The organism is Pseudomonas sp. 21, from assembly GCF_000955805.1.
GTDB lineage: Bacteria > Pseudomonadota > Gammaproteobacteria > Pseudomonadales > Pseudomonadaceae > Pseudomonas.
This window is the reverse complement of record NZ_JYOA01000008.1, coordinates 257,380-284,328: the sequence shown is the minus strand read 5'-3', so window position 1 is coordinate 284,328 and position 26,949 is coordinate 257,380. Positions and strand designations below refer to the sequence as shown.

General features: G+C 68.7%; 9 protein-coding genes. 2 read left to right on the top strand and 7 right to left on the bottom strand.

Going from position 1 to position 26,949, the window contains the following annotated elements; all coding sequences use genetic code 11:
* Window positions 1-44: 44 nt before the first annotated feature.
* The 6 genes from UB43_RS20490 to UB43_RS20465 all read right to left on the bottom strand — a co-directional run bounded on the left by UB43_RS20490 (window position 45) and on the right by UB43_RS20465 (window position 24,073).
* On the bottom strand, window positions 45-1,019 hold the full coding sequence (locus tag UB43_RS20490; RefSeq protein WP_045214620.1) for an alpha/beta hydrolase: 975 nt from the start codon (window positions 1,017-1,019) through the stop codon (window positions 45-47).
* Window positions 1,016-8,896: a non-ribosomal peptide synthetase gene (locus UB43_RS20485; protein ID WP_045214618.1), complete on the bottom strand. Its 7,881-nt coding sequence runs from the start codon at window positions 8,894-8,896 to the stop codon at window positions 1,016-1,018. The genes UB43_RS20490 and UB43_RS20485 overlap by 4 nt, the downstream gene beginning before the upstream one ends.
* 11 nt (window positions 8,897-8,907) lie before the next feature.
* A complete protein-coding gene (locus tag UB43_RS20480; protein ID WP_045214615.1) occupies window positions 8,908-21,708 on the bottom strand; it encodes a non-ribosomal peptide synthase/polyketide synthase in 12,801 nt (4,266 codons plus the stop codon).
* Between the two features lie 412 nt (window positions 21,709-22,120).
* A complete protein-coding gene (locus UB43_RS20475; RefSeq protein WP_045214612.1) occupies window positions 22,121-23,107 on the bottom strand; it encodes a TauD/TfdA family dioxygenase in 987 nt (328 codons plus the stop codon).
* Between the two features lie 21 nt (window positions 23,108-23,128).
* Window positions 23,129-23,851 carry a thioesterase II family protein gene (locus tag UB43_RS20470; protein WP_052969585.1) on the bottom strand — a complete coding sequence of 241 codons (723 nt, stop codon included), beginning with the start codon at window positions 23,849-23,851 and terminating at the stop codon, window positions 23,129-23,131.
* Between the two features lie 3 nt (window positions 23,852-23,854).
* Window positions 23,855-24,073, bottom strand: a complete 219-nt coding sequence (locus tag UB43_RS20465) for an MbtH family protein (protein WP_045214611.1) — start codon at window positions 24,071-24,073, stop codon at window positions 23,855-23,857.
* A gap of 347 nt (window positions 24,074-24,420) precedes the next feature.
* Between UB43_RS20465 and UB43_RS20460 the strand changes: the two genes are divergently transcribed.
* On the top strand, window positions 24,421-24,957 hold the full coding sequence (locus tag UB43_RS20460) for an RNA polymerase factor sigma-70 (RefSeq protein ID WP_045214609.1): 537 nt from the start codon (window positions 24,421-24,423) through the stop codon (window positions 24,955-24,957).
* A gap of 3 nt (window positions 24,958-24,960) precedes the next feature.
* Here UB43_RS20460 and UB43_RS20455 read toward each other — a convergent pair whose 3' ends face one another.
* A complete protein-coding gene (locus UB43_RS20455; RefSeq protein ID WP_045214607.1) occupies window positions 24,961-25,761 on the bottom strand; it encodes a helix-turn-helix domain-containing protein in 801 nt (266 codons plus the stop codon).
* Between the two features lie 256 nt (window positions 25,762-26,017).
* Between UB43_RS20455 and UB43_RS20450 the strand changes: the two genes are divergently transcribed.
* Window positions 26,018-26,911, top strand: coding sequence for a DMT family transporter (locus UB43_RS20450; RefSeq protein ID WP_045214605.1), 894 nt, complete (start codon window positions 26,018-26,020; stop codon window positions 26,909-26,911).
* Window positions 26,912-26,949: the final 38 nt, after the last annotated feature.

The following is a 26,949-nucleotide window of genomic DNA, read 5'->3' as shown; positions in this document are numbered from 1 at the left end:
CGCCCTACGCTTCAACAACGCAGCAAGCGTCCGTTGAAGCGGTATCACCAGCGCGCCGCCAGGAACTCCGCCACCCGCCGGTAATAGCCCTCCACCTCCGGCACCAGGTTGCCCATCCGCAGGAAGTCATGGGTCATGCCACAGCAGCGCTCGGCTTCCACCTCCACGCCCTGCGCCACCAGCGCTTGGGCGTAGGCCAGGCCTTCGTCCAGCAACGGATCGAATTCCGCGGCCAACAGCAGCGCCGGAGCGCTGCCTTGCAGGGCCGCACCCGCATGCAACGGCGAGCAACGCCAGTCGCGGCGCTGAGAAACGTCGGGCACGTACTGCTCGTAGAACCAGTCCAGGCTGGCCGTTTCCAGCAGGTAACCGTCTGCGAACAACTCCTGGGACTCGCTGCGCTGGCTGGCATCCGCCGCGGGATAGAACAGCAACTGGGCGCAGGGCTGCTCGACGCCCTCGCCCGCCAGCTCGGCGCAGAGCACCGTGGCCAGGGTGGCGCCGGCGCTGTCGCCGCCCACCGCCAGGCGGCACGGGTTCAGGGCGAGGCTGGCGGCAGAAGCCAGCAACCAGTTCCAGGCATCGCGGGCGTCGTGGGTAGCCGCCGGGAAAGGCGCCTCCGGTGCCAGCCGGTAGCCCAGCGAAATCACCGAGCAACCGCAGTGCTTCGCCAGCAGCCGGCACAAGCCATCGTGGGAATCCAGGCTGCCGACCGTGTAGCCGCCGCCGTGGAAATACAGGATCGCCGCGTCGCCCACCCCGTTTCCGGTGAAAGCGGGCCGATACAGCCGTGCGGGCAGTTCGCGGCCATCCCGCACAGGAATCCGCAATGCCTCCACGGGCATCGACGGCGCCCCGGCCTTGAGCGACTCGGACGAGGCTTCGAAGTCCTCCCGCGCCTGCCCTACCGGCAGTTCATGCAGCGCCGGGCGACCGCTGCGGCGGCCCTCGTCGACCATATCGAGAAACGCGGAAATCTCCGGGTGCAGCATGCCAACCTCTTTCAGAAAAGCATTCATACGGTTGCCCTCTCCGCTCGAGTGCCGGCCTCGACCTGCAAGCAGCAATGGCCGATCACGCCGTCCAGCTCCTCGCGCAGCGTTGCCATCAACGCCTCGATGCGCGACGGGCGGAACACCCGGCGGCTGAACATGCAGCGCAGGGTCAGCTCGCCGTCGTAGACCTGGCCGACGATCTCCAGCCAGTTGTTCATCGGCGTGCTGGCGGCGTAGGTGTCGCCGGGCTTCTCCTGCAAGGGCACGAACAGCGCCTGGTCGTCGAAGCTCTGGTCGAACTGGCCGAGGTAGTTGAAGGTGACGCGCGGTTCGGCGCGGGCGGCGAGCTGGCGGCGCAGCGCGCTGTCGCCCAGGTAGCGCAGGGCGCCGTAGCCGATGCCCTTGTCCGGCACCGCACGCAGTTGCTGGCGGATCGCCGGGATGGCCAGGGCGTAACCGCCCTGCCCCGGCGTCAGGCGCAGCGGGAACAGGCTGGTGAACCAGCCGAGCGTACGGCTGTGGTCGACGCTGTCGAGGATGTCTTCACGGCCGTGGCCCTCCAGGCCGATCAGCACCGACTCGCTGTCGCACCACTGGCACAGCGTGCGCCCCAGTGCCGTCAGCAACAGGTCGTTGATCTGCGTGCGGTAAGCCTCGGGCGCGACCTTCAGCAGGCGCTGGGTCTGCTCGCGGTCCAGGCGCAGGAACGACTGCTCCAGGTGCGCCATGCGCTCGGCGCCACGCGGGTTGTCGCGCTGCGGCTCACCCAGGCCGGTGGTGTCGGTCTGCTCCAGCCAGTACGGCAGGTCGCCTTGCGCCAGTTGGCTGTCGGCATACTCGCGCAGGCCTTCGGCCCAGGCACGGTAGGCGCTGGTACGCTCGAAACGTGGCGCCGGCTCGCCGCTGACCTGCGCAGCGTAACGCTGTTGCAGCTCTTCCAGCAGGATGCGCCAGGACACGCCGTCAACGCCCAGGTGGTGGATCACCAGCAGCAGGCGCTGGGTGCCGTCGGCCATGTCGGTGAGCACGCCGCGCAGCAGCCGGCCTTCGCTAAGGTCCAGGCTGCGCTGCGCCTGGTTGGCGATCAGCAGCGCCTCCTCGGCATTCGCCGCCTGGCGCTGCCAGAGCAACGCACCGGTGATCTCGCTGGCTTCGCGAGTGCGCTGGCGCCACACGCCATCCGCGCCACGGGCGAAGGCCAGGCGCAGGCTGCCGTGCTCGGCCAGCAAGCCTTGCAGCGCCGCCTCCAACGCATCGGCATCCAGGCGCTGGCGGCACTCCAGCAACACCGCCTGGTTGAAGTGGTTCGGCTCCTCCAGCTGCTGCTCGAACATCCAGTGCTGGATCGGCACCAGGCCGAAGGACTCGCCATCATCGGCGACCTCCACGGCCGTTATCGGCGCGGCCTCGGCCACGCTCTCAGCGCGCTCCAGCAGGCCGGCGATAGTCTGGTACTGCAACAGGTCGCGCAGACGAATCTCCACGCCCTCGCCCAGCGCCTGGCGGGCGCGGGAAACGATCTGCAGGCTGAGGATGGAGTCGCCGCCGAGGTCGAAGAAGTTGTCTCGGATGCCGACGCGCTCCACTTGCAGCACGTCCTGCCAGATGTCGGCCAGGGCCTGCTCGCGCTCGTTGCGCGGCGCCTCGTAGGCCTCGCCCTGCCAGGTCGGCTCGGGCAATGCCTTGCGGTCGATCTTGCCGTTGGGCGACAGCGGGAAACGCTCCAGCCGGAGGATCTGCGCCGGCACCATGTAGTCCGGCACCTGCTCGCGGAGGAAGCTGCGCAGCGTGTCGCCCTCCACCTCACCAATCACATAACCCACCAGTTGCTTGCCGCTGATACCGTCGCGAGCGACCACCAACGCTTCGCTGACCTGCGGGTGATCCTGCAGGCGCGCCTCGATCTCGCCCAGTTCGATGCGGAAGCCACGAATCTTCACCTGATGGTCGATCCGGCCCACATAGTCGATCACACCATCGGCGCGGCCACGCACCAGATCGCCGGAGCGGTAGAGCCGGCCACCGCGAGCATCGAACGGATCGGCCACGAAACGCTCGGCGGTCAATCCGGCGCGCTCGTGGTAGCCGCGCGCCAGGCCGTCGCCGCCGATGTACAGCTCGCCCGCTACGCCCAGCGGAACCTGGCGCAGTTGCTCGTCGAGGATGTACAGCTTGCGCGCGCCGACGCCCTTGCCGATGGGTGCATAGGCGGCATCGCAGGCCGTGGCGCGATCAGCCTTCCACAGCAGCGGCGTGACCACGGTTTCCGTGGGGCCGTAGCCATTGATCAGGTGCTCGGCGCGCAGCGCTCGCTTGGCCAGCTCGAAGCTGGCGTTGGGCACCGCGTCGCCGCCAAAGCAGTAGATGCGCACCGGCGGCGGGTTGCCGTCGCGCAGGGCATGCTCGGCCAACTGTTGCAGGTACACCGGCGGGAAGGCCGCCACGCTGACCTGCTTGTCGTGCAGCACGCGGTAGGTCTGTTCCGGCGTCCACAGCTCATCACCACGCAGCACCAGGCTCCCGCCGTGGACCAGGGTGGTCAGCCAGCGTTCGTGGGCGCCGTCGAAGGCGAACGACATGAAGTGCAGTTCGCGGGTTGCCGCATCCATCCGGTACAGCTCGCCGATGGCCGCGCAGTGCATGGCCAGCGGCCCGTGGCTGACCGCCACGCCCTTGGGCTTGCCGGTGGAGCCGGAGGTGTAGATCAGGTAGGCGAGGTTTTCCGGCTCCAGCGCCACCACCGGCAGGTCGCTGTCTTCGCCAGAAAGATCGAGGCCATCCAGCTCCAGGCATTTCACCCCTGCCGGGAGCGGCAGGCGTTCGCGCAGTCGGCTGTCGGTGATCAGCAGTGCAATGCCGGCGTCGGCCATCTGGAATTCCAGGCGCTCGCGCGGGTACTCGGCGTCCAGCGGCACGTAGGCGCCGCCGGCCTTGAGCACCGCCAGCAGCGCCAAGGGAATGCGCACGCTGCGCGGCAACGCCACGCCGACGCGGACTTCCGGGCCGACACCCAGCGCCATCAGGCGATGGGCCAGGCGGTTGGAGTCACGCTCCAGCGCCGCGTAGTCGATCTCCTCGTCGCCGCAGATCAGCGCCACGTCATCACCGCGCAGAGCGGTCTGACGCGCGATGGCCAGGTGCACCGGCTCGGCCGGCGGCAAGGACTGGTGCGGGCCACGGCAGGCAGCCAGCGCCGCGCGGTCATTGGCGGACAGGCATTGCAGCTCGCCGACGCGCTTGCCAGCGCCGTGCAGCAGGCTGTCCAGCACCTGCTCCAGGTTGCCGCGCAGGCGTGCCACGGCCGGTGCGCTGAAGTGCGCGCGCAGGTACTGGTACTCGATCTCCAGCTGGTCGCCAACCCGCACGGCGAGGTCCATCGGAATGCTGGTCTCGTCCTTGGATTTCAGCTCGCCGAAGCGCGGCCCCTGGGCGCTGCGCAGCACCTCGTCGACCGGGTAGTTCTCGAACACGATGATGCTGTCGAACAGCGCCTGCCCGGCCTGGCCGGCCCAGCGCTGGATGTCGTACAGCGGCGTGTGCTCGAACTCGCGCACGTCCAGGTTGTAGGCCTGCAGTTCGCGCAACCAGTCGCCCAGATCGGCGTGCTCCGCCGGCGCCTGGACGATGGGCAGCGTGTTGATGAACAGGCCCAGCAGGCTGTCGGCACCCGGCAACTGTGCGGGACGACCGGCCACGGTGGCGCCAAAGGCCACGCGCTGCTGGCCCGTGTAGCGCTGCAACAGGAGAATCCACGCTGCCTGCACCAGAGTGTTCAGCGTCACCCGCTGGCTGCGGGCGAAGGCTTTCAGGCGCTCGGTAGCCGCCGCGTCGTAGCGGCTGTACTCCAGGCCGTGGCCACTGCCCTCGGCCGGGCGCGCCAGGCTGTCGGCGAGCACGGTGGGCTGGGCGAAGCCTTGCAGGCGCGCGCTCCAGAAGTCCTGCGCCTGCTGCTGATCCTGCGCTTGCAGCCAGTGGATGTAGTCGCGATAGCGGCCCTGCTCGGCGATGGCCTCGCCGTTGTAGCGGCGCAGCGCCTCGGCGAACAGTTGGGCATTGCTCCAGCCGTCGAGCAGGATGTGGTGGTGGGTGTAGACCAGCTGGTGGCTGTCCTCGCTGCTGCGCACGAGGACCAGACGCAGCAGCGGTGGACGCTCCAGGTCGAAGCTGCGGCTGCGTTCGGCGGCAGCCAGCTCGTCCAGTGCCGCCTCCATGTTCTCGCGGCCACGCCAGTCCAGGACTTCCAGCGGCAGCTCGACGCGTTTGTGCACGGCCTGAAGCGGTTTATCGAGGCCCTGCCAGTGCACGCCGGCACGCAGGTTGTCATGGGCATCCAGCGCGGCCTGCCAGGCGCCGCGGAAGCGCTCGACGTCCAGCCCCTGCACTTCCACGCGCAGCTGGTTGACGTAGACGCCGCCCTCGCTGCCGTCCACGCCATGGAACAGCATGCCCTGCTGCATGGGCGTCAGCGGGTAGAGGTCTTCGATCTCGGCCGGATTCAGGCCGAGCGCGGCGATCTGCACCGCGTCCGGCGCGTCGATGGCCGCCGGGGTTTCCGGTATTTCGACGGCAATGTATTCACCGGCCACACGGGCCAGCGCCTGCAGTGTCTGGTGCTGGAACAGGTCCTTCGGGCTCAGCTGCAGTCCGGCGGCGCGGGCGCGGCTGACCACCTGGATGGAGACGATGGAGTCGCCGCCCAGCTCGAAGAAGTTGTCGTCCAGGCCAACGCGCTCCAGGCCCAGCACGGCGCACCAGATGGCCGCGAGCGTCTGCTCGCGCTCGCTCTCCGGCGCGCGGTAGCTCTTCTGCAACAGGCTGAAGTCCGGCTCCGGCAGGGCCTTGCGGTCCAGCTTGCCGTTGGGCGTGAGCGGCATGCGCTCCAATTGGACGATCTGCGCCGGGACCATGTAGTCCGGCAGCTCTTCCAGCAGCGCGGCACGCAGGTCGCTATCGATATGGCCGGTCACGTAGCCCACCAGCTGCTTCACCTGCCCCGCATCGCGGGCGATCACCACTGCCTCGCGCACGCCGGGTTGGCCGAGCAGGCGCGACTCGATCTCGCCCAGTTCGATACGGAAGCCGCGAATCTTCACCTGGTGGTCGATGCGGCCGAGGTACTCCAGCACACCATCTGCCCGCCAGCGCGCAAGGTCGCCGGTGCGGTACATGCGCGCATTGGAATCCCGGCTGTAGGGATCGGCAACGAAGCGCTCGGCAGTCAGTTCGGGTCGGCCGTGGTAGCCGCGCGCCAGGCCATCACCGGCGATGTACAGCTCGCCGGCCACGCCAATGGGCGCCGGTTGCAGCTCGCCGTCGAGGATGTACAGCTGGGTGTTGGCGATGGGCTTGCCGAGCAGTGCGCGGGCGCCCTTGTCGATCTTCCAGGCCGCCGACCAGATGGTGGTTTCGGTGGGGCCGTAGAGGTTCCACAGGGCGTCGGTCTGCGCCGTGAGCTTGTCCGCCAGTTCGGCGGACAGCGCCTCGCCACCGCAGTAGAAGCGGCAGCCGGTCAGGCGCGGGAAGTCCTCATGGCCGCTGAGCAGGGTCCAGGTGCTCGGCGTCGCCTGGATCACCGTCACGCCCTGCTCCAGCGCCACGCCCAGCAGGCGTGCCGGATCGCGGGCGACGTCGCGGTCCACCAGCACCACGCGGCCGCCGACCAGCAGCGGCAGGTATAGCTCCAGCGCGGAGATGTCGAAGGACAGCGAGGTCAGCGCAAGCACGCGGTCCCGCGCTTCCAGCCCCGGCTCGCGGGCCATGCTGAGCATGAAGTTGACCACCCCGCCGTGGCGCACCGCGACACCCTTGGGCTTGCCGGTGGAGCCGGAGGTGTAGATGACGTAGGCGAGATCGTCCGGGCGCGCGAGGTTTTGCAGGTCGCTGTCGGCGCAGGCACCCAGCTGCGCCCAGTCGCGGTCCAGGCAGAACGCGCGCGCGCCTGTCTGCGGCAGCTCGCCAAGCAGATGCTCCTGCGTCAGCAGCAGGCGCACGCCACCGTCTTCGAGCATGTGCGCCAGGCGTTCGCCGGGGAATTCCGGGTCCAGCGGCACGTAGGCGCCGCCGGCCTTGAGCACGGCGAGCAACGCCACCGGCAGTTCGACGGAGCGCTCCAGCGCCACGCCGACGCTGCTGTCCGGGCCGACGCCCTGCGCGCGCAGCCAGTGTGCGAGGCGATTGGCGCGACTGTTCAGCTCGGCGTAGCTGAAGCGGCGCTGGCCATCGGTCAGCGCGATGTCGTGCGGCGTGCGGGCCGCCTGCTGCTCGATCAGCTGATGCAGGCAAGCGTCGCGCGGATAATCCATCCCGGTGGCATTCCAGCCGTAGAGCAATTGTTCGCGCTCGCGGCCGTCCAGCAGCGGCAAGCGCGCCACCGGGCATTGCGGATCGGCGACGATGCCGCGCAACAGGTTGAGGAAGTGGCCGCTGAGGCGTTCGATGGTCGCCGCGTCGAACTGGTCGGTGGCGTACATGAACTGCCCGCGCACCCGGCCATCACGGCTTTCCTCGGTGTTCAGGGTCAGGTCGAACTTGGCGATGCCGCTGTCCAGTTCCAGGCTTTCCAGCTGCAGGCCGCCGGGCAGTTCGCGCAGGGCATCGCGACGGCTCGGCTGGTGGTTGCAGGCCACCTGGAACAACGGGTTGTAGCTCAGGCTGCGCTCGGGTTGCAGCGCGTCCACCAGTTGTTCGAACGGCAGGTCCGGGTTGGCCTGGGCGCCGAGCACCGCTTCGCGGGTGCGGGTGAGGAAGCCGTTGAAGGATTCGTCGCCATCGATGCGTGCGGACAGCACCTGGGTGTTGACGAAGAAGCCGATCAGCCGCTCGCTCTCGGCACGGCCACGGCCGGCGATGGGCACGCCGACGCGCAGCTCGCGCTGGCCGCTGTAGCGCGACAGCAGCAACTGGTACGCAGCGAGGATCAGCATGAACAGCGTGGCGCCCTGCCCCCGCGCCAGATCGCGCAGGGAATCGCTGAGCCCGCGCGGCAGCTCGAACTCCAGGGTCGCGCCGCGGTAGCTCTGCACCAGCGGGCGCGGCCGGTCACCCGGCAGGGTCAGCAGCAGCGATTCGTCACCCAGTTGCTCCTTCCAGTACGCCAGTTGCCGCTCGCCCTCGCCGGCCGCCAGCCACAGGCGCTGCCAGCGGGCGATGTCGCTGTACTGGATCGGCAGCTCGGCCAGGTCGGCTTTCGCGCCCTGCACATCAGCGCTGTACAGCACCGCGAACTCGTCTATCAGCACACCGATGGACCAGCCATCGGCAATGATGTGGTGCAGGTTCACCAGCAGCAGCGCCTCACCCGGCAACCGTGCCAGGTGCAGGCGCAGCAGCGGGCCTTCGGCGAGATCGAAGGAGCGCTGGGCACATTCGTTGAGCCATTGCCGCGCCTCGGCTTCGCTACCGAAATCCTTCGCCTCCAGATGCGCCGGCCCCGGCGGCAGGATGCACTGCATGACTTCGCCATCCGATTCCCGTAGGGCGCGTAACGCGCCAGCGTTATCCGCCGTCGCACTCTGCCCAGGCTGCGGCGGATGACGCTGCGCGTCATTCGCCCCACCGGAGCGGTCTTCTGCCGTGCGGAAAACCGTGCGCAGGCTTTCATGGCGCGCGATCAGCGAGGTGAAGGCACGCTCCAGCGCGCCCTCATCCAGCGCGCCACGCAGGCGCACGGCGGCCGGGATGTTGTAGGCGGCGCTGTGCGGCTCCATCTGCCAGAGGAACCACAGGCGCGCCTGGGCCGCCGACAGCGGCGCATGCACGCGCCCCTCGCGGAGGATGGGCAGGCGCGACAGGCTCACGCCTTTCTCGCGGAGCTGGCGCAGGAAGACGATCTGCTTGTCTTCGGACAGCGCGCCAAGGCGCTCCGCGACCTGTTTCAGCTGGGCATCCATCGGGTGATTCATTCCCCCACTCATCAGAGATTCTCCAGCTCGCCGAGCAGTTCATCCATCAGGTCCAGTTCCTCTTCCGCGCTGGCGGAGCCCGCCCGCTGGCTTTCGATCCAGGCGGCCAGCGATTCGATGTTGCTCAGCTCGAACAGGCGATGCAGCGGCAGCTCCAGCCCCAGGCGCTGACGCAGGGTCAAGCCGACCTGGGTGAGCAGCAGCGAATGGCCGCCCAGCTCGAAGAAGTCGTCGTGCCGGCCGACGCGATCCACCTGCAGCACGTGCTGCCAGATGCCGGCCAGCTCCACTTCCAGGTCGCTGCGCGGTGCCACGTACTCACGCTGGCTATTGTCGAGTTGCGGGTCCGGCAGGGCCTTGCGGTCCAGCTTGCCGTTGGGCGACAGCGGCATGGCGTCGAGGGCGATGATCCGCGACGGCACCATGTAGTCCGGCAGCTCGCTTTGCAGTACCTGGCGCAGCGCTTCGGGGTCGGCGCTGGCGACCACATAGGCCAGCAGTACGCCGTCCTTCGCCACCACCACGGCTTCGCTGACTTCCGGTTGCGCTTGCAGGCGCGCCTCGATCTCGCCCAGCTCGATGCGCAGGCCGCGAATCTTCACCTGGTGGTCGAGACGGCCGAGGTATTCGATGGCCCCGTCCTCGCGCTGGCGAGCCAGGTCGCCGGTGCGATACAGGCGTTCACCCTGTCCGTGTGGATCGGCCACGAAGCGCTCAGCGGTCAGGCCGGGGCGTGCGTGGTAACCGCGCGCCAGGCCGACGCCACCGATGTACAGCTCGCCGGCCACGCCTTGCGGCACCGGTTCCAGGCGCTCGTCCAGCAGCACCAGGCGCAGGTTGTCGATGGGCCGGCCGATGGGCACGACCTGCCGCGCGTTGTCCTCATCGCAGGCCCAGAAGCTGACGTCGATCGCCGCCTCCGTCGGGCCGTAGAGGTTGTGCAACTTCGCGCTGCAGCGCTGGCGGAACTGCTGTTGCAGCTCGTAGGGCAGCGCCTCGCCGGAGCACATCACCTGCAACAGCGACGGGCAGCACTCCAGTTCGCCGGAGGCAACGAAGGCCTGCAGCATCGACGGCACGAAGTGCAGCGTAGTGACCTGACCGGCTTCGATCACCTGGCGCAGTGCTGCCGGATCGCGGTGCGCGCCGGGCGCGGCGACCACCAGGGCAGCGCCGGTCATCAGCGGCCAGAAGAACTCCCACACCGACACGTCGAAGCTGAACGGGGTCTTCTGCAACACGCGATCGGAGGCATCCAGCGCGTAGGCCTTCTGCATCCAGTGCAGGCGGTTGACCAGCGCGCGGTGGCTGTTGCCGGCGCCCTTGGGCTTGCCGGTGGAGCCGGAGGTGTAGATGAGGTACGCGAGGTTCTGCGGGCTGCCTTGGATGACAGGGTTCTGCTCGGAAGCCGTGACGATCTCGCTCCACTGGCTGTCCAGGCACAGCGTTTTCGCAGCGGTCTGCGGCAGGCGCTCCAACAGGTGTTGCTGGGTCAGCAGCAGAGTCACGCCGCTGTCGCCCAGCATGTGTTGCAGGCGATCCTGCGGGTAGTCCGGGTCCATCGGCACATACGCGCCGCCGGCCTTGACGATGCCCAGCAGGGCCACCACCAGCTCCAGCGAACGCTCGGCAGCCACGCCGACCAGCATGTCCGGGCCGACACCCTGCCCGCGCAGCCAGTGCGCGAGCTGGTTGGCGCGGGCGTTGAGCTGGGCGTAGCTCAGGCGCTGCTCGCCGAATTGCAGGGCGAGCGCGTCTGGAGTCGCGGCGACTTGCGCCTCGATCAGGCTTTGCAGTTGCACGTCTGCCGGGAACACTGCCTCGGTGGTATTGAAGCGTTGCAGCAGATTGTTGCGCTCTTCGCCGGCGAGTTGGCTGATGCGGCCCAGGGGGCGCTCGGCGTCTTCCACCAAAGCCAGCAGCAGGCGCTCGAAGTGGCCGCGCAGCTGTTCGATCTGGCTCGCGCAGAAGCGGTCGGCGCGGTAGGTGTAGCGCACGTCCAGCTGCTCGCCGGCGCTGGCCACCAGGGCCAGGGCGTAGTTGGTGCCGTCCACCGGGCGATGGCCGAGGATGCGCAGCTCATCGCCACTGGACGACGACAGCGCCGCGTCCATGGGGAAGTTCTCGAACACGATGAGGCTGTCGAACATCGCCTGGCCGCCACGGCCGGCCCAGCGCTGGATGTCGTACAGCGGCGTGTGCTCGAACTCGCGCACGTCGAGGTTGAAGGCCTGCAGTTCACGCAGCCAGGCGCCGACGTGCTGGGCGTCGTCCGGGGCCTGCACGATCGGCAAGGTGTTGATGAACAGGCCGAGGCTTTCCTCCGCTCCCGCCAGGGTCGCCGGGCGGCCGGCGACGGTGGCGCCGAAAGTCACGCTGCGCTGGCCGCAGTAACGTTGCAGCAGCAGCGCCCAGGCGCCCTGCACCAGCGTGTTGAGGGTGATGCGCTGGGCCTGGGCGAAGCGTTGCAGCGGCGCCGTGTCGAGACGGCTGTGCAGCTCGCGCAGCGGTTCCTCGCGGAAGCTCGCGTTGCAGGCGGTGGCCAGCAGGGTCGGCTCGTCGAAGCCTTTCAGGCGTTCGCGCCAGAAGGTTTCACCGACGGTGCCGTCCTGGGCACGCAGCCAGCCGATGTAGTCGCCGTACTGCGCGGCGGGCACCGGCAGCGACTCGCCACGGTACAGGGCGAGCACTTCGCCGATCAGCCGCGCGCTGCTCCAGCCGTCCAGCAGCAGGTGGTGACAAGTCCAGATCAGGTGGTAGCGGCGCTCGCCGAGGCGCACCAGCGCCAGGCGTTGCAGCGGCGGCTGGGCCAGGTCGAAGCCCAGGTTGCGCTGAGCCACAGCGACACTTTCCAGTTGCTGCTCGCTGACCGGCTGGTCGCGCCAGTCGAAGGACTGCACCGGCAACTGCACCTCACGCAGGACGAATTGCAGCGGCGCCGAATCCGCACTGGCGAGGAAACCGGTGCGCAGGTTGGCGTGGCGGGCAATGACCGCACGCCAGGCGTCGAGGAAGCGGGCTTCATCGAGACCGTCCAGGTCGACGCGCAGCTGGTTGACGTAGAGCGACGAGCCCGGCACGTCGAGGGCGTGGAACAGCATGCCCTGCTGCATCGGCGACAGCGGATAGAGGTCTTCCACGCCGGCCGGCAGCGGCAGCGCGTCAAGCTGGGCCTGATCCAGATCGGCCAAAGGCAGCTCGGCGGCTTCCAGCTTGCGCGGCGTGGCCAGGCAGTAAGCCACCTGCGCCTGCAATTCGGCACGCAGCAGCGCTTGCAGCTCATCGATGTCGACCGCGTCGAACATCGCGCTGCTGTAGGTGACTTCCAGGCTCAGCTCACCGCCGAGCACACGGCCGGCGTAGACCAGCGCATTGCCCAACGCGGCATTCAGCGGCTGGCTGCGACCCACGCCTTCGAAGGCCGGCAGGAAGTCGGCGTCGGCGAAGGCCTGGTCGAGCTGGCCGAGGTAGTTGAAGGTTACCTGCGGCGCCGGCAGGTCACGCAGGCTGGCCGCGTGCTGGCTGAGATAGCGCAGTTGGCCGTAACCCGTGCCGGCGCGCGGCAGGTTGCGCAGGTGTTCGCGGGTGGCGCGCAGGTCCGCGCCCGGCTCGCCGCCAGCTTGCAGGCGCAGCGGGTACAGCGCGGTGAACCAGCCCACGGAGCGGCTCAGGTCCAGCGCTGCCTGGTTATCGAAGGCATCGCGGCCATGGCCTTCCATTTCCACCAGCGCGGAGGACTCGCCGGTCCAGGCGCAGAGCGCTCGGGCCAGGGCGGTCAGCAGCAGGTCATTGATCTGCACGCGCTGCGCTTTCAGCGCCGGGCCGAGCAGTTGGCGGGTGGTTTCGGCGTCGAGGCTGAAGCGGGAGTTGGCGGCTTCTTTCCAGGTGGCCGGAGCGTCGCTGCGGGCACGGTTGAGCGGCGGCGCACCGCGCAGTTCGCCTTGCCAGTAAGCCAGCTCCGCAGCGACTTCGGCGCTGTTGGCGGCTGCCTGCTGGCGAGCGCTCCAGGCCTGGTAGCTGTCGCTGCGCGGCAGCGCGGCGGGCGTACGGCCGCCGCGCAGTTCGCGGTAGGCGTACTGCAGGTCCTCCAGCAGGATGCGCCAGGACACGCCGTCCACCGCCAGGTGGTGGATCACCAGCAGCAGGCGCTCGCCGCCACTTTCCAGCGTGACGTGCATGGCACGCAGCAGCGGGCCGTTGGCGATATCCAGGCTGGCCTGGGCGTCGTCGCACAGGCGCTCCAGGGTGCGGGTATCGGCGGCGCGTCGGCGCCAGAGAAGGGTCAGGTCCAGCGGCCCCTGTTCGGCATAACGCTGGCGGCTGCCGTCGAAGCGCAGGCGCAGCGCGTCGTGCTGGCCCACCAGCCAGTGCAGCGCGCGGGCCAGTGCGTCGCCGTCCAACGCTGCGCGCGGTTGCAGCAACAGTGCCTGGTTCCAGTGATGCCGTTGGGCGCTCGGCACGCGTTCGAAGAAGCGCGCCTGCACCGGCGACAAGGCGACTTCGCCGCTGACGGTAGCCACCGGAGCCGGTGCTGCAACGGCAGCCGGCGCGCGGCTTTCCAGCCATTGGGCGAGTTGGCGGACGCTCTGCCGCTCGAACAGCTGTTTCGGGCTGAGCTTGTAACCCAGCTTACGGATGCGCGCGATGATCTGCAGGCTGAGGATGGAGTCGCCGCCCAGCTCGAAGAAGTTGTCTTCGGCACCGACGCGCTCGACCTTCAGCACGGCCTGCCAGATGTCGGCGATGCGTTGTTCCAGTTCGCTCAGCGGCGCGCTGTCCACGGCCTTGGCGACCGACTCGGCACGCGGCAGGGCCTTGCGGTCCACCTTGCCGTTGGCGTTCAGCGGCAGGCGCTCCAGCAGGATGAGCTGGGCTGGCAGCAGGTATTCCGGGACTTCTCCGGCCAGGGCTTCGCGCAGCGTTTCTACGCTCTGGCCCTCGGCCACGGCCCAGGCCAGCAGCTTCATCGGACCGTCGCCTTCGCGCTCGGCCAGCGCCACGGCATCGCGCACGCCCGGCAGGCGCTTTAGCGCCTGCGCCAGTTCGCCCGGCTCGACACGGTAGCCGCGGATCTTCACCTGGTCGTCAACGCGGCCGAGGAACTCCACTTCGCCGCGGCGGTTCAGGCGCACGCGGTCGCCGCTGCGGTACAGGCGCTCGCCTTCGATCGCTGCGAAGCGCTCCGCCGTCATTTCCGGCTGGCCAAGGTAGCCCAGCGCCAGGCCTGCGCCACCGATATACAGCTCGCCCGGCACGCCCGGCAGCAGGTCGCGACCGTTCTCGTCGAGTACGCGGATGGCGGTGTTGGCCAGCGGCGTACCGATGGGCAGGTTGCCCGCCGGCAGATCATCCACCAGCGACCATTCATGGGTCAGTACGCCCACGGTAGATTCGCTGGGGCCGTAGTGGTTGACGATGCGCAGCTTGGGTGCAAGCTCGCGCAGCGGTTGCAGCAGCGCGCGGTCGCAGGCTTCACCGCCCACCACCAGCAGGCGGCGCGGCAGCACGGCGGCAGCATTCGGTGCGGCCGCCAGCAATCCGGCGAGATGGCTGGGGACGATCTTCAGCACGTCCACGTCCTGCATGAACGCGGCGAAGCGCTCGGCATCGGCCACCGCCTGGGCATCGGCCAGGTGCAGGCGACCACCGCCGCACAGCGCGCCGAACAGCGTGGTGTGGCCGAGGTCGGCGGCCACCGAGGAGACCATCGCCATGCCCAGCCCCTGGGCGCGGCCCCGGTCCAGTTGCAGGCGTTCCAGCACGGCCTGCACATAGTTGGCCAGCGCGGCGTGGCTGACGCGCACGCCCTTGGGCTGGCCGGTGGAGCCGGAGGTGAAGATGACGTAGGCGGCTTGCTGCGGATCGATCTGGCGCACAGGCGTAGCTTCAGTGCCCTGCTGCGGACCGCCACTCGGGATCAGCATGGCGGCTTCGCCGAAGGTCTCCAGCAGCGCCGCGTCGCTGACCAGCACGCGGCCGATGGCGTTGTCCTTGAGCAGCTGGCGCAGGCGCTCGGCGGGCTGCGCCGGGTCCAGCGGCACGTAGGTGGCGCCGGCCTTGAGTACGCCCAGCAGCAGGAGAACCCACTGCGCGCTGCGCTCCTGGCAGATGGCGACGCACTCGCCCTGCTCCACGCCGCTATCAATCAGCGCGTTGGCCAGGCGGTTGCTGCGCTGATCCAGTTCGGCGTAGCTGTAGCGGATGTGGTCATCCTGCAAAGCGATGGCATCTGGTTGCACGGCGGCCTGCGCGGCAAACAGGCCGAGAACATCCGGTTGCGGCCACTGGCGCGCCTCGCCGCGACGGCGGGACGCCACCGGGCGCGGCAGCTCGCCAAGGGTACGTTGCGGCTCGGCGCAGAGTTGGCGCAGCAGCGCCTCGAACTGGCCGGCGATGGCGGCGACGCTGTCCTCGTCGAACAGGTCGCGGGCATAGACGAAGCTGCCGCGCAGCTCATCGCCCGGCTGGCCGCTGGCGTCCAGCGCCTCGGCCATGTCCAGGGCGAGGTCGAAGCGCGCGCCGTACTGTTCTTCGCTGAACAGTTCCAGCTTCAGCGCGCCAGCGTCGGGCAGGCGGCTGACGTCGAAGCCGAAGTTGAACTTCACCTGCACCAGCGGGTTGTAGGCCAGGCTGCGTTCGGGCTGCAGCGCTTCCACCAGTTGTTCGAACGGCAGGTCCTGGTTCGCCTGCGCGCCCAGCGCCAGCGGCTTGAGGCGGGCCAGCAGCGCGGCGAAGGATTCGTCGTCAGCCAGTGCGCACGGCATCACCTGGGTGTTGACGAAGAAGCCGATCAGCCCTTCGGTTTCCAGCTGCTGGCGGTTGGCGATGGGCACGGCCACGCGCAGGTCGCGCTGGCCACTGTAGCGCTGCATCAGCACCGCGTAGGCGCCCAGCAGCAGCATGAACAGGGTGACGTCCTGCTCGCGGGCCAGTTGCTTGAGGCGGCTGCCCAGCCCGGCGTCCAGGCTGAAACCGAGGCTGCCGCCACGGTAGCTCTGCACGGCCGGTCGTGGGCGGTCGGCGGCCAGCTCCAGTACAGGCGTCTCGCTACGCAGTTGCTCGGTCCACCAGTTCAGCTGACGCTGCCCCTCCTCGCCCGCCAGCAGCTCGCGCTGCCACTGGGCGTAGTCGGCGTACTGCACCGGCAGCGCCGGCAGTTGCAGTTCCTCGCCAGCGGCGAAGGCGCCGTAGAGGCGGCTGAACTCGTCCACCAGCACGCGGATCGACCAGCCATCGGAGACGATGTGGTGCATCGTCAGCAGCAGCACGTGGTCGGCGTCGGCCACTTCTTCTGGAGACAATCGCATGAGGGTCAGGCGCAGCAGCGGGCCGTTGCGCAGGTCGAACGGACGCTGCGCCTCTTCCTCGGCCAGTCGGCGCGCGGCGCTTTCAGCGTCGGCTTCGGCGGACAGGTCGACACGCACCAGGTCCAGCGGCTGCGCCAGCTGGATGCGCTGGAAGGCCTGGCCGTCCACCTCGTCGAAGGTGGTGCGCAGGGTTTCGTGGCGCGCCACCAGGGCATCGAAGGCACGGCGCAGGGCGTTTTCGTCCAGCTCACCGCGCAGGCGCAGCGCTCCGGGAACGTTGTAGGCGGCGCTGGCCGGCTCCATCTGCCAGAAGAACCACAGGCGGCTCTGGGCGGCGGACAGCGGCAGGTCGCCGTCGCGGGTCACGGCGCGCAGCGGCGGGCGAGCGGAGGGATTCGCAGCGCCCAGGCGGGCCGCGAATTCTTCCAGGCGACTGGCTTCGAACAGGTCGCGCAGCGGCACTTCGCAGCCCAGGTCGCGGCGCAGGCGGGAGATCACCTGGGTTGCCAGCAGCGAGTGGCCGCCCAGCTCGAAGAAGTCGTCCTCGCGGCCGATGGCCGGCACGCCGAGCACTTCGGCCCAGACGGCGGCGACGCGGCTTTCCAGGCCGTCGCGCGGGGCTTCGGTGGTGCTGGCGGCGTCCTGTGGTTCGGGCAGCGCCTTGCGGTCGATCTTGCCGTTGGCGTTGAGCGGCATTTCGCCAAGCACGAGGAGGCGCGACGGCACCATGTAGTCCGGCAGTTGCGCACGCAGCGCGGCTTTCAGGATGTCTTCGGCGACGCCTTCACCCGTCACGTAGCCCAGCAGGCGCTTGCCGCGCTCGCTGTCGCGGGCGATCACCGCCGCTTCGCGCACGCCGGGCAGCGCACGCAGGCGGGCTTCGATCTCGCCCGGCTCGATGCGGAATCCGCGGATCTTCACCTGCTGGTCGACGCGGCCGAGGTAGTCCAGCGCACCATCTTCACGCCAGCGCACGCGGTCGCCGCTGCGGTACAGGCGAAGGCCGTCCGCGTAGGGGTCAGCGACGAAACGCTCGGCGGTCATGCCGGCGCGCTGGTGGTAACCACGGGCGAGGCCGTGGCCGCCGATGTACAGCTCGCCGGCCACGCCGCGCGGCAGCGGTTGCAGGCGGTCGTCGAGGATGTACAGGCTGCGTGAACCGACCACTTCGCCGATGGGCGCATAAGCCGCGCCGCACGCGGTGCGCGCGTCGGCCTTCCAGAGCATCGGGGTGACCACGGTTTCGGTGGGGCCGTAGCCGTTGATCAGGTGTTCGGGCTTCAGCGCCTGGTGCGCCAGCTGGTAGGCCGCTTCCGGCACCGCGTCACCGCCGAAGCAGTAGATGCGCATGCTCGGTGCGTGGCCATGCTCTTTATCCAGAGCCGTCGCTTGCTCGGCCAGCTGTTGCAGGTAGGCCGGCGGGAAGGCGGCGACGGTGACTGCATGGCGGCGCAATTGTTCGAGGGTCTGCTCGGCGGTCCACAGCGCGTCGTTGCGGATCAGCAGGCTGCCGCCGTGGGACAGCGCGGTGAGCCAACGCTCATGGGCGCCGTCGAAGGCGAAGGACATGAAGATCAGCTCGCGGTCGGCGTCGCTCATGGCATAGCGCTGGCCGATGGCGCGGCAGTGCGCGGCGATCTCGCCGTGAGCGACGGCAACGCCCTTGGGCTGGCCGGTGGAGCCGGAGGTGTAGATCAGGTAGGCGAGGTTCTGCGGCTCGATGTGCAGCAGCGGGCGCACGGCCAGGGCGTTGGCGAGGTCGGCCTCTTCCAGCACCAGCCGCTCGACGCCTTCGGGCAGCGGCAGGCGCTCGGCCAGCGCGGCGTTGGTCAGCAGCAGGTCGACGCCGGCGTCCTGCATCAGCCAGGCCAGGCGTTCCTCGGGGTAGTCGACGTCCAGCGGCAGGTAGGCGCCGCCGGCCTTCATGACGGCCAGCAGGGCCAGCGGGATATCCACGCCGCGCGGCAGCGCCACGGCAACCCGGCGCTCCGGGCCGATGCCGCGCTGGATCAGGCGCTGCGCCAGGCGGTTGGAGCGGTCTTCCAGTTCCGCGAAGTTCACCTCGCGTTGCTCGTCGATCAGCGCGACCTTGGCCGGATGGCGGCGGGCCTGGGCGGCGATGGTCTCGCTCAGCGCCTCGAAGGCCGGCGCCTCGCCGGCCACGGCAATGCTCCAGTCACTGGCGGGCAGCCAGTCGCGGGCGTCGAGGACGGCGTCGGCGTTCATTTTCGGCAGTGCGCGCAACAGCTCGAGGAAGTGCCCGACGAGGCGCTGCATGCCAGCGGCGGCGTAACGCTCGCGGGCATAGCAGAAGCTCAGGCGCAGGGTCTGTTCGCCCTCGCGGACGCGCAGCACCAGGTCGAACGGGGTTTCCAGGTCAAGCTGTTCCAGGGCTTCCACGCTGACGCCCGGCAGGCCGTTGCCGGCGCGCGGCTGCCACTGGTGGTCGAAGGCAACCTGGCAGAGTGGGTGGCGACCATGGCCGCGCTCGGGTTGCAGCGCTTCCACCAGTTGTTCGAACGGCAGGCCCTGGTGCGCCTGGGATTGCAGCAGGTCGTCGCGCAGCTGGCGGAGCACGCCGCGCAGGCTGGCGCCTTCGGGCAGCTCGCTGCGCAGCACCAGCAGGTTGACGAAGAAGCCGACAAGGCGCTCGCTGTCCAGCTGTTCGCGGCCAGCCTGGGTCAGGCCGATGCGCAGGTCGTGCTGGCCGCTGTAGCGTTGCAGCAGCAGGTTGTAGGCGCTGAGCAGGAGCATCGGCAGGGTTGCGCCGTGGGCCTGGGCCAGGCCGCGCAATTGACGCGTCAGGTCGGCATCGACCTCCTGTTCGATCAGTGCGGCGCTCTGGCCTTTTTCACCGGTGGTGAACGGCAGCTCCAGCGGCGAATGCTGGTCGCCCAGGCGCTCGCTCCACCAGTCCAGCAGGCGGGCGCCCTCGCCCGCTTCCAGCTTGCCCTGCTGGGCGGCGGCGAGGTCGAGGTACTGGCGTGACAGCGCCGGCAGCACAGGCTCGCGCTGCTCGACGATGGCGCGGTAGCACTCGGCGAATTCGTCCAGCAACAGGTTCAGCGACCAGCCGTCGGCGATGATGTGGTGCACGCCGAGCAGCAGCGCCTGGCGGCCGCCACCGAGGTTCTGCAGGCGCAGGCGCAGCAGCGGGCCGGCGGCCAGGTCGAAGGGTTCGGCGGCAAAGGCATCGGCATCTTCGCGGGCGGCGCTGTCGCGGCGGGCGTTGCCCAGGGAACTGAAGTCGCTCTCGGTCAATTGCACTTGCGTGTCGTTGGAGAGGCTCAGCGACACTTCACCGTCCGACTGCTCGATGAAGCGGCTGCGCAGGGTTTCGTGGCGGCCCAGCAGCACGGCGAACGCCTGTTCCACCGCCGGCCGGCGCAGTTCACCGCGCAGGTTCATGCGTCCGGCGATGTGGTAGACGGCGCTTTCCGGCTCCAGCTTCCAGAGGAACCACAGCCGGCGCTGGGCCGGCGACAGCGGCAGCAGGCCGTCACGCGGGACCTGTGGCACGGCCTCGACCTGAATGGTCGGCAATGCGGCCAGCGCAGCAACGAAGGCGCCCAGCTCCGGGGCTTCGAACAGCAGGCGCAGTTCCACGGCTCGACCGAGACGCTCGCGCAGGCGCGCCATCAGCTGGGTGGCCTTGATCGAGTTGCCGCCCAGGGCGAAGAAGTTGTCGTCGCGACGAATCGCCGGCAGCTCCAGCACCTCGCTCCATAGCGCAGCGATGGCTTGCTCTTCAGCGCTCAGCGGCGCGACCGGCTTGGCGCTGGCGCCATCGCTGATCGGCTCGCCGGCGCGCTGGATGGCGTAGGCCTGCAGGCTGCCATCGAGCAGTTGGGCGCGGCACGCCGAACGCTGCAGCTTGCCGCTGGAAGTCTTGGGCAGTGCGCCCGGCTCCAGCAGCGCCACCACCAGCGGTGCCTCCTGGAAGGTTTCCGCCACGGCGGCGGAGATGGCCTTGGCAAGGGCTTCGGCGGAGATCAGCTTGCGCACGCTGCGGCCGACTTCGGCGGCGATGCCGATGCCATCGCGGCCCTGGTGCTCGATGGCGAAGGCGGAGACGCGGCCCTTGCGCACCAGGTCCACTTCCTCTTCCACGCAGCGCTCCAGGTCCTGCGGGTAGAGGTTCTGCCCACGGACGATCAGCATGTCCTTGAGGCGGCCGGTGACGAAGAGTTCGTCGTTGTGCAGGAAGCCCAGGTCGCCGGTACGCAGCCAGGTGCGGCCGTCCTTCAGGACGAAGGTGCGCGCGCTGGCTTCCGGGTTGCGCCAGTAGCCCAGCGCCACGCTGGGGCCACTGCTCCAGATTTCGCCGACGCGGTCCGGGCCGAGGGTTTCGCCACTCACCGGGTCGACCAGTTGCACGTCGTGGTCCGGCTGGGTGCGGCCGCAGTTGATCAGCGAAGTACCGCGGCCCGGGCGGGCGACGTTTTCGCCCAGGGCGTTGAGGTCCACTTCCAGTTGCCCGATACCTTCGCCGCGCACGCCACCGGTGACGAACAGGGTCGCTTCGGCGAGGCCGTAGCAGGCGTAGAAGGACGAGGCGTCGAACTGCGCCGGGGCGAACCAGGCGGCGAAGCGCTCCAGGGTGTCCGGGCGGATCGGCTCGGAGCCGGAGAAGGCCACGCGCCATTTGCTCAGGTCCAGGCCTTCCAGCGCGGCCTCGTTGACCCGCTCGCAGCACAGGCGGTAGGCGAAGTCCGGGCCGCCGCTGACGGTGCCGCCGAAACGGGCGATGGCTTCCAGCCAGCGGCGCGGGCGCTCGAGGAAGTAGCGCGGCGACATCAGCACGCACTCGATGCCGCTGTAGATCGGTTGCAGCAGGCCGCCGATCAGGCCCATGTCGTGGAACAGCGGCAGCCAGCTGACGATCACGTCGTCGTCACCGATGCCGAAGCCGTGGCGGATCAGGCGCTCGTTGGCGACCAGGTTGCCGTGGCTGACCTGCACGCCCTTGGGCGTCGAGGTGGAGCCGGAGGTGTACTGCAGGAAGGCGATGTCGTCGTCGGCCAGTTCGGGCATTTGCCATTCGACGGCCAGCGCCGGGTCGGCCTGGTCCACCGCCAGCAGCAGCGGGCTCTCGCCGTTCTCGCGCACGCAGGCCGGGCGCAGGGCTTCGATCAGCGTGGAGTCGGTGAGCACCAGGCTCGGCTCGGCATCGTCGAGGATCGACCGCAGGCGCGCCAGGTGCTGTGGGCGCACGGATTCCGGCGGATAGGCCGGCACGGCGATGATGCCCGAGTAGAGGCAGGCGAAGAACGCCGTGACGTAGTCCGGGCCGCTGGGCAGCAGCAGGACGGCGCGGTCGCCGTGCCGGCCGTGGCGCAGCATCCAGGCGGCCATGGCGCGGGCGCGCTCGTCCAGCTCGCGGAAGCTGATGGGCTGTTCGACGTTCTCGGCGATGAATCGCAGGGCAGTCTTGCGCGGCATTTCGCAGGCGCGTTGCAGCAGGGCCTCGACCAGGTTTCCTGCGGCTTCGTAACGGTCGTTCATGACATCACCTGTTCTGGCGGCGGGCGGTGGGTGCTCGCCGGAGGAAATTCGTGGATGCAGCTGTTTTGCGTTTCTGAATCAGAGCACCAAACTTCTCGCGGGCTCCGATCAATCCCCTCTCCCTTCAGGGAGAGGGTTAGGGAGAGGGTGCATCCGGCCGCTCCGGCGCTGGACGCTGCCCTCTCCCCCCGCCCTCTCCCTGAAGGGAGAGGGAGCTATCTGTGTCGGCTGCAGGAACCGGCTTACTTCTGGTATTTCCGTAAACTCCGATCAGTCCCCTCTCCCTTCAGGGAGAGGGAGCTATCTGTGTCGGCTGCAGGAACCGGCTTACTTCTGGTGCTTCCGTAAACTCCGATCAGTCCCCTCTCCCTTCAGGGAGAGGGTTAGGGAGAGGGAGCTATCCGTGCGGCGTTCAAGCTTGTGCATCAGCCCCATGCCCTTCCGCCATCGCCACCACTACCTTGCGCGGCCCGGAGAACGGCGAGCGCGCATGCGCCGCCAGCATGTTGTCGAGCATCAGCACGTCGCCGCTGTACCAGGGGAAGCTCACCTTGGCCTCCTCCAGCACGCCGCGGACTTCGTCGAGTACGGACGGCTCGATGGGGCTGCCGTCGCCGTAGTAGACGTTGCGCGGCAGGTCTTCCTCGTCGACGATTTCCAGCAGGCTCTCGCGCACTTCCGGCGGCAGGTTGGAGACGTGGAACAGGTGCGCCTGGTTGAACCAGACCCAGTCGCGGGTCACCGGGTGCTGCGCGACGGCCTGGCACACCTGGCGGGTGCGCAGCTCGCCGTCTTCCTTCCACTCCCAGCCGATCCGGTGGGCCTTGCAGTAAGCCTCGACCACGGCCGGGTCGTCGCTGTTGAACACCTGCTCCCAGGCCACGTCCAGGCCGTTGCCGAAGTTGCGCGTGTACATCAGCCCGCGCTCGGTGAAGCGGCGGCGGATACCTTCGTCCACCCGGCGGTAGATTTCGCGGCTGTCGGCGATGGGGGTCTCGCCGCCGCTCTGCGCGGCCTGCACGCAGTAGAACCAGATCTTCATCGGCCACTCGCGGGTGTAGGCCTGCTCGTTGTGCAGCGGGATGTGCTGGTGCGGCGGGTACTCGGTGGAGGTGTACACGCCACTGGTGACGTTGCTGCGCGGCGTGGAGCCGAACTCGTAGTTGAGCAGCGGGTGGCCGAAGCCGGCGGCGAACTCGCGGAAGCGCTCCGCCGCGCCGACCTGGAAGCCACGGAAGAGGATGCCGGCGCACACCGGCAGCCGCTCATCCACCAGCGGGCGCAACTCGGCCAGGGCGTCGAGCAGGTCGATGCCGTCGCCGCGGGCCTGGACCAGCAGCGGCAGGCCGCCGCGCGCTTCGGCCAGGGGAGCAATGTCGAACAGAGAGGAGCTGGGCATCGGGGTCTCCACTTGAATCGATCAGGCCAGCGCTGCGCTGGTCGACTGGCCGGGCAGGCGCAGACGGCCGAGCAGCAGCTCGAGCAGGCGCGCCTCGCCGGCGTTGAGGAAGAAGTGGCCGCCGTCGAGCATCTCCAGGGAGAAGCCCGCGCTGGTCTCGTCCTGCCACGCGGACAGGGACTCCACCGAGAGCCGGTCGGCCTTGCCGCCGAACACGTGGATCGGGCAGGCCAGCGGCGCGCGTCGGCGGTAGTCGTAGAGGCCGCAGAGGAGGAAGTCGGCGCGCATCACCGGCAGGGTCAGGCGCAGCATTTCCTCGTCGGCGAACACCGCTTCGGGGGTGCCGCCCAGGCGGCGCATGCGTTCGACCAGTTGGGCGTCGCTCTGCTCCTGCGCCAGCTCGCGATGGCTGTCGCGGCGCGCCGGCGCGGAGGCCGCCGAGGCGAACAGCGCCTGCGGCATCGGCAGGCCGCGTTCACGCAGGGCGTGGACCAGCTCGAAAGCCAGCAGGCCACCGAGGCTGTGGCCGAAGACGGCGTAGGGCTGGTCCAGGCGCGCGGCGATCTCATCGGCCAGTTGGCCGGCCAGCGCGCGCAGGTCGGTCTGCAGGCTTTCGGCGAAGCGCCGGCCACGACCGGGCAGCTCCACCGGGCAGACTTCGATCCAGGACGGCAGCTGGCGCTTCCAGCGCGCATAGACCATGGCGCTGGCGCCGGAGTACGGCAGGCAGAACAGCCGCAGCACGGGTCAGTGCCCCGCTGCCTGGCCGTCCATCTTCTGCCGCAGGCTCAGCGGGCGCATGTCGGTCCAGTTGGCTTCGACGAAGGCCAGGCACTCGGCCTTGCTCCCCTGCTTGCCGGCTTCGCGCCAGCCGGCCGGGACTTCCTTGTAGTCCGGCCACAGCGAGTACTGCTCTTCACCGTTGACCAGCACCTTGTAAACCGCCTCTTCGCGATCGAACGCCATCGCCTTTCTCCTTCAGCTGTATGGGATGCCGGCCACCGGCCATTACCGATGTTTTCCAGCTCTGCCATGAAGACGAGAGAGGCAATGAAATAGTTAGTGTTCTCGGATGCGATTAATTCTCATAAGATATGCGCCGGCGAAATTTCCGGGCTTGCCCTTCACCTGTAAGTCGAGAGTTCTGACGAATGGATGCGAATGAAAAATCTTCACACTTGTGTGGGAACCCTGTCCCAGAGCGATAGTCCGAGTCTTCCGAATAAATTGATAATAATTATCATTTGAACTAGATTGGCCGCCTCAACCCATGTGGACGTCCCCGCCTCCGCCGCCGCATAGGAAACCCTTGCATGTCCAAGCCAATGCCCGCCGAGTCGCGCCCCGCTCTCCACGAGCTGTTCGCTACCCACCGGCAGACCTTCATCAATGCGGCCGCACGCATCCTCGGCTGCCGCAGCCATGCCGAAGACGTGGTGCATGATGCGTACCTCAAGCTCAATGCGAGCGACCTCACCCCCGGCATCCAGTCGCAGAGCGGCTACCTGATGCGCGTGGTGCGCAACCTGGCCATCGACCTCTATCGTCGCCAGGCGCTGGAGAAGCGCTACTCGGGTAGCGAGGAAGAAGGCATGCACATCGCGACGCCGTCCGCGTCACCGGAGATCGAGCACGAGGACCGGCAGACCCTGGAGGCCATCTCCAGCGCCCTGCAGACGCTGCCCGAGCGCACCCGCTACGCCTTCGAGATGTACCGCCTGCACGGCCGCACGCAGAAGGAAATCGCCGAGGAACTGGGCGTCTCCCCGACCCTGGTGAACTTCATGGTGCGCGACGCGCTGATCCACTGCCGCAAGACCCTCAAGGGCCTGGAAGAAGGCCGCGGCTGATGCTCAGCCTTCCGCCGCCAGGGCGCGGAAGGTCAAGCGATACTGCTCCGGCGTGGTGCCCGACAGCCGCCGGAACATGGCGATGAACGCCGAGGGGCTGCTGTAGCCCAGGTTGAAGGCGATCTGCTGTACCCCCTCCCCCGATGCCAGTGCCTCGATGGCGGCGAGAAACCGCAGGCGCTGGCGCCATTCGCCGAACGACATTCCCAACTCCCGCTGACAGGCCCGCGCCAGGGTGCGCTCGGTGCTGTGCACGCGCTCGGCCCATTGCGCCAGGGTGCGGTTGTCGCCCGGTTCGGCCTGCAGCGCGGCCAGCACCTCGCCCAGCGCGCCGCCGCTGGCATAAGGCAGGTAGTCGTCGTGGGGCTGCGCGGCCTGCAACTGGTCGAAAACCACTTCGGCCAGGCGCTGGTCGGCGGCGCTCTGCGGGACGTTCACTTCCCGCGCGGCGAAGTCGGAGAGGATCGCCTTGAGGATGTCGCTGATCGCCAGGGTGCAGGGATTCTCCGGCAGCTTGCGCGCCAGTTCGGCGGACACGTACAGCGAGCGATAGATGATGGCCTGGCGGTTGTAGCAGCTGTGCAAACGCCCCGGCGGCACCCACACGGCGTACTGCGGCGGCGAGAGGAAGCGCTGGCCGTCCACTTCCAGCTCCATCACCCCGTGGGAGGCGTAGTTGAGCTGGCCCCAGGGGTGGCGGTGGCTGGGCGAGTGGGTACCGGCGTCGAACTCGTCGTAGCGGAAGTACAGATCGGCCGGCAGCCGGTCGATGTCAGGAAGGGGAAGCGGCAGTACGCGGGTCATGTCCGAAAGCCGGGGTGGATTGTCCGGTTTTCATTATACGTCTGGTTTAGGACGGAGCGAGAATGGGTGCCATCCGTGGGGCGCCCTCTCCCCAGCCCCCCCCCTGAAGGGAGAGGGAGCCGGCTGGCGCGCAGCGCAATAGCGGAGTCAGCCGGCTGGCACTGGATTGTCCGCAAACTCGAGACAGTCCCATCTCCCTTCAGGGAGAGGGAAACAGCCACCACTCCGACGACAAAATTGAGATCTGCAAGAACCCATGAATTACCTGTTCCCCCTGCTGGCCGTGGTCATCTGGTCCGGCAACACCGTCGTCAACAAGCTCGCCGTGGGGCAGATCGCCCCGGCGGAGATCGGCTTCTTCCGCTGGGTACTGGCCGGCGCGCTGCTGACGCCCTTCCTGCTGCGCGCCACCCTCGCCCATTGGCCGGTGATCCGCGCCAACCTGGGCAGGATCGTCACCCTCGGCCTGCTCGGCATGGCCGTCTACCAGTGCCTGGCGTACTACGCCGCCGCGCTGACCTCGGCGACCAACATGGGCATCATCCTGTCGCTGATGCCGCTGATGTCCCTCGCCCTGGCGTCGATCCTGCTGCGCCACAAGCTGAGTATCGCCGCACTGCTGGGCGCGCTGGTGTCGCTGGGCGGCGTGCTGCTGGTGATCACCCAGGGCAACCCGCGGCAACTGATCAGCCATGGCGTGAACCTGGGCGATGGCATGATGATCGTCGCCACCCTCGCCTACGGCGTGTATGGCGTGCTGCTGAAGAAATGGAACCTGCCGCTGCCGCCGCTACTGATGCTCTATCTGCAGGTGCTGGTGGCCATCGTTGCGCTGGCGCCGCTGTACCTGGCCTCGCCGCACCATGGCCTGAACGCCGCCAACCTGCCGCTGGTACTGTATGCGGGGCTGCTGGCCTCCATCGTCGGCGCGCTGGCCTGGATGCAGGGCGTGCAGCGCATGGGGCCGAGCCGCATGGCGCTGTTCTTCAACCTGCTGCCGGTGATCACCGCCGCCATCGCCGCCGTGGTGCTGGGTGAGCAGTTGACCAGTTACCACCTGATCGGTGGCGCGCTGATCCTGGGTGGCGTGTTGCTCGCCGAGCTCTGGCGGCCACGGGAGAAACCCGTCGCGGCCGTCAGCGCCCGCTGATTCAAGAACACCGGCAATCCCCTGTAGGAGCGGGCCAT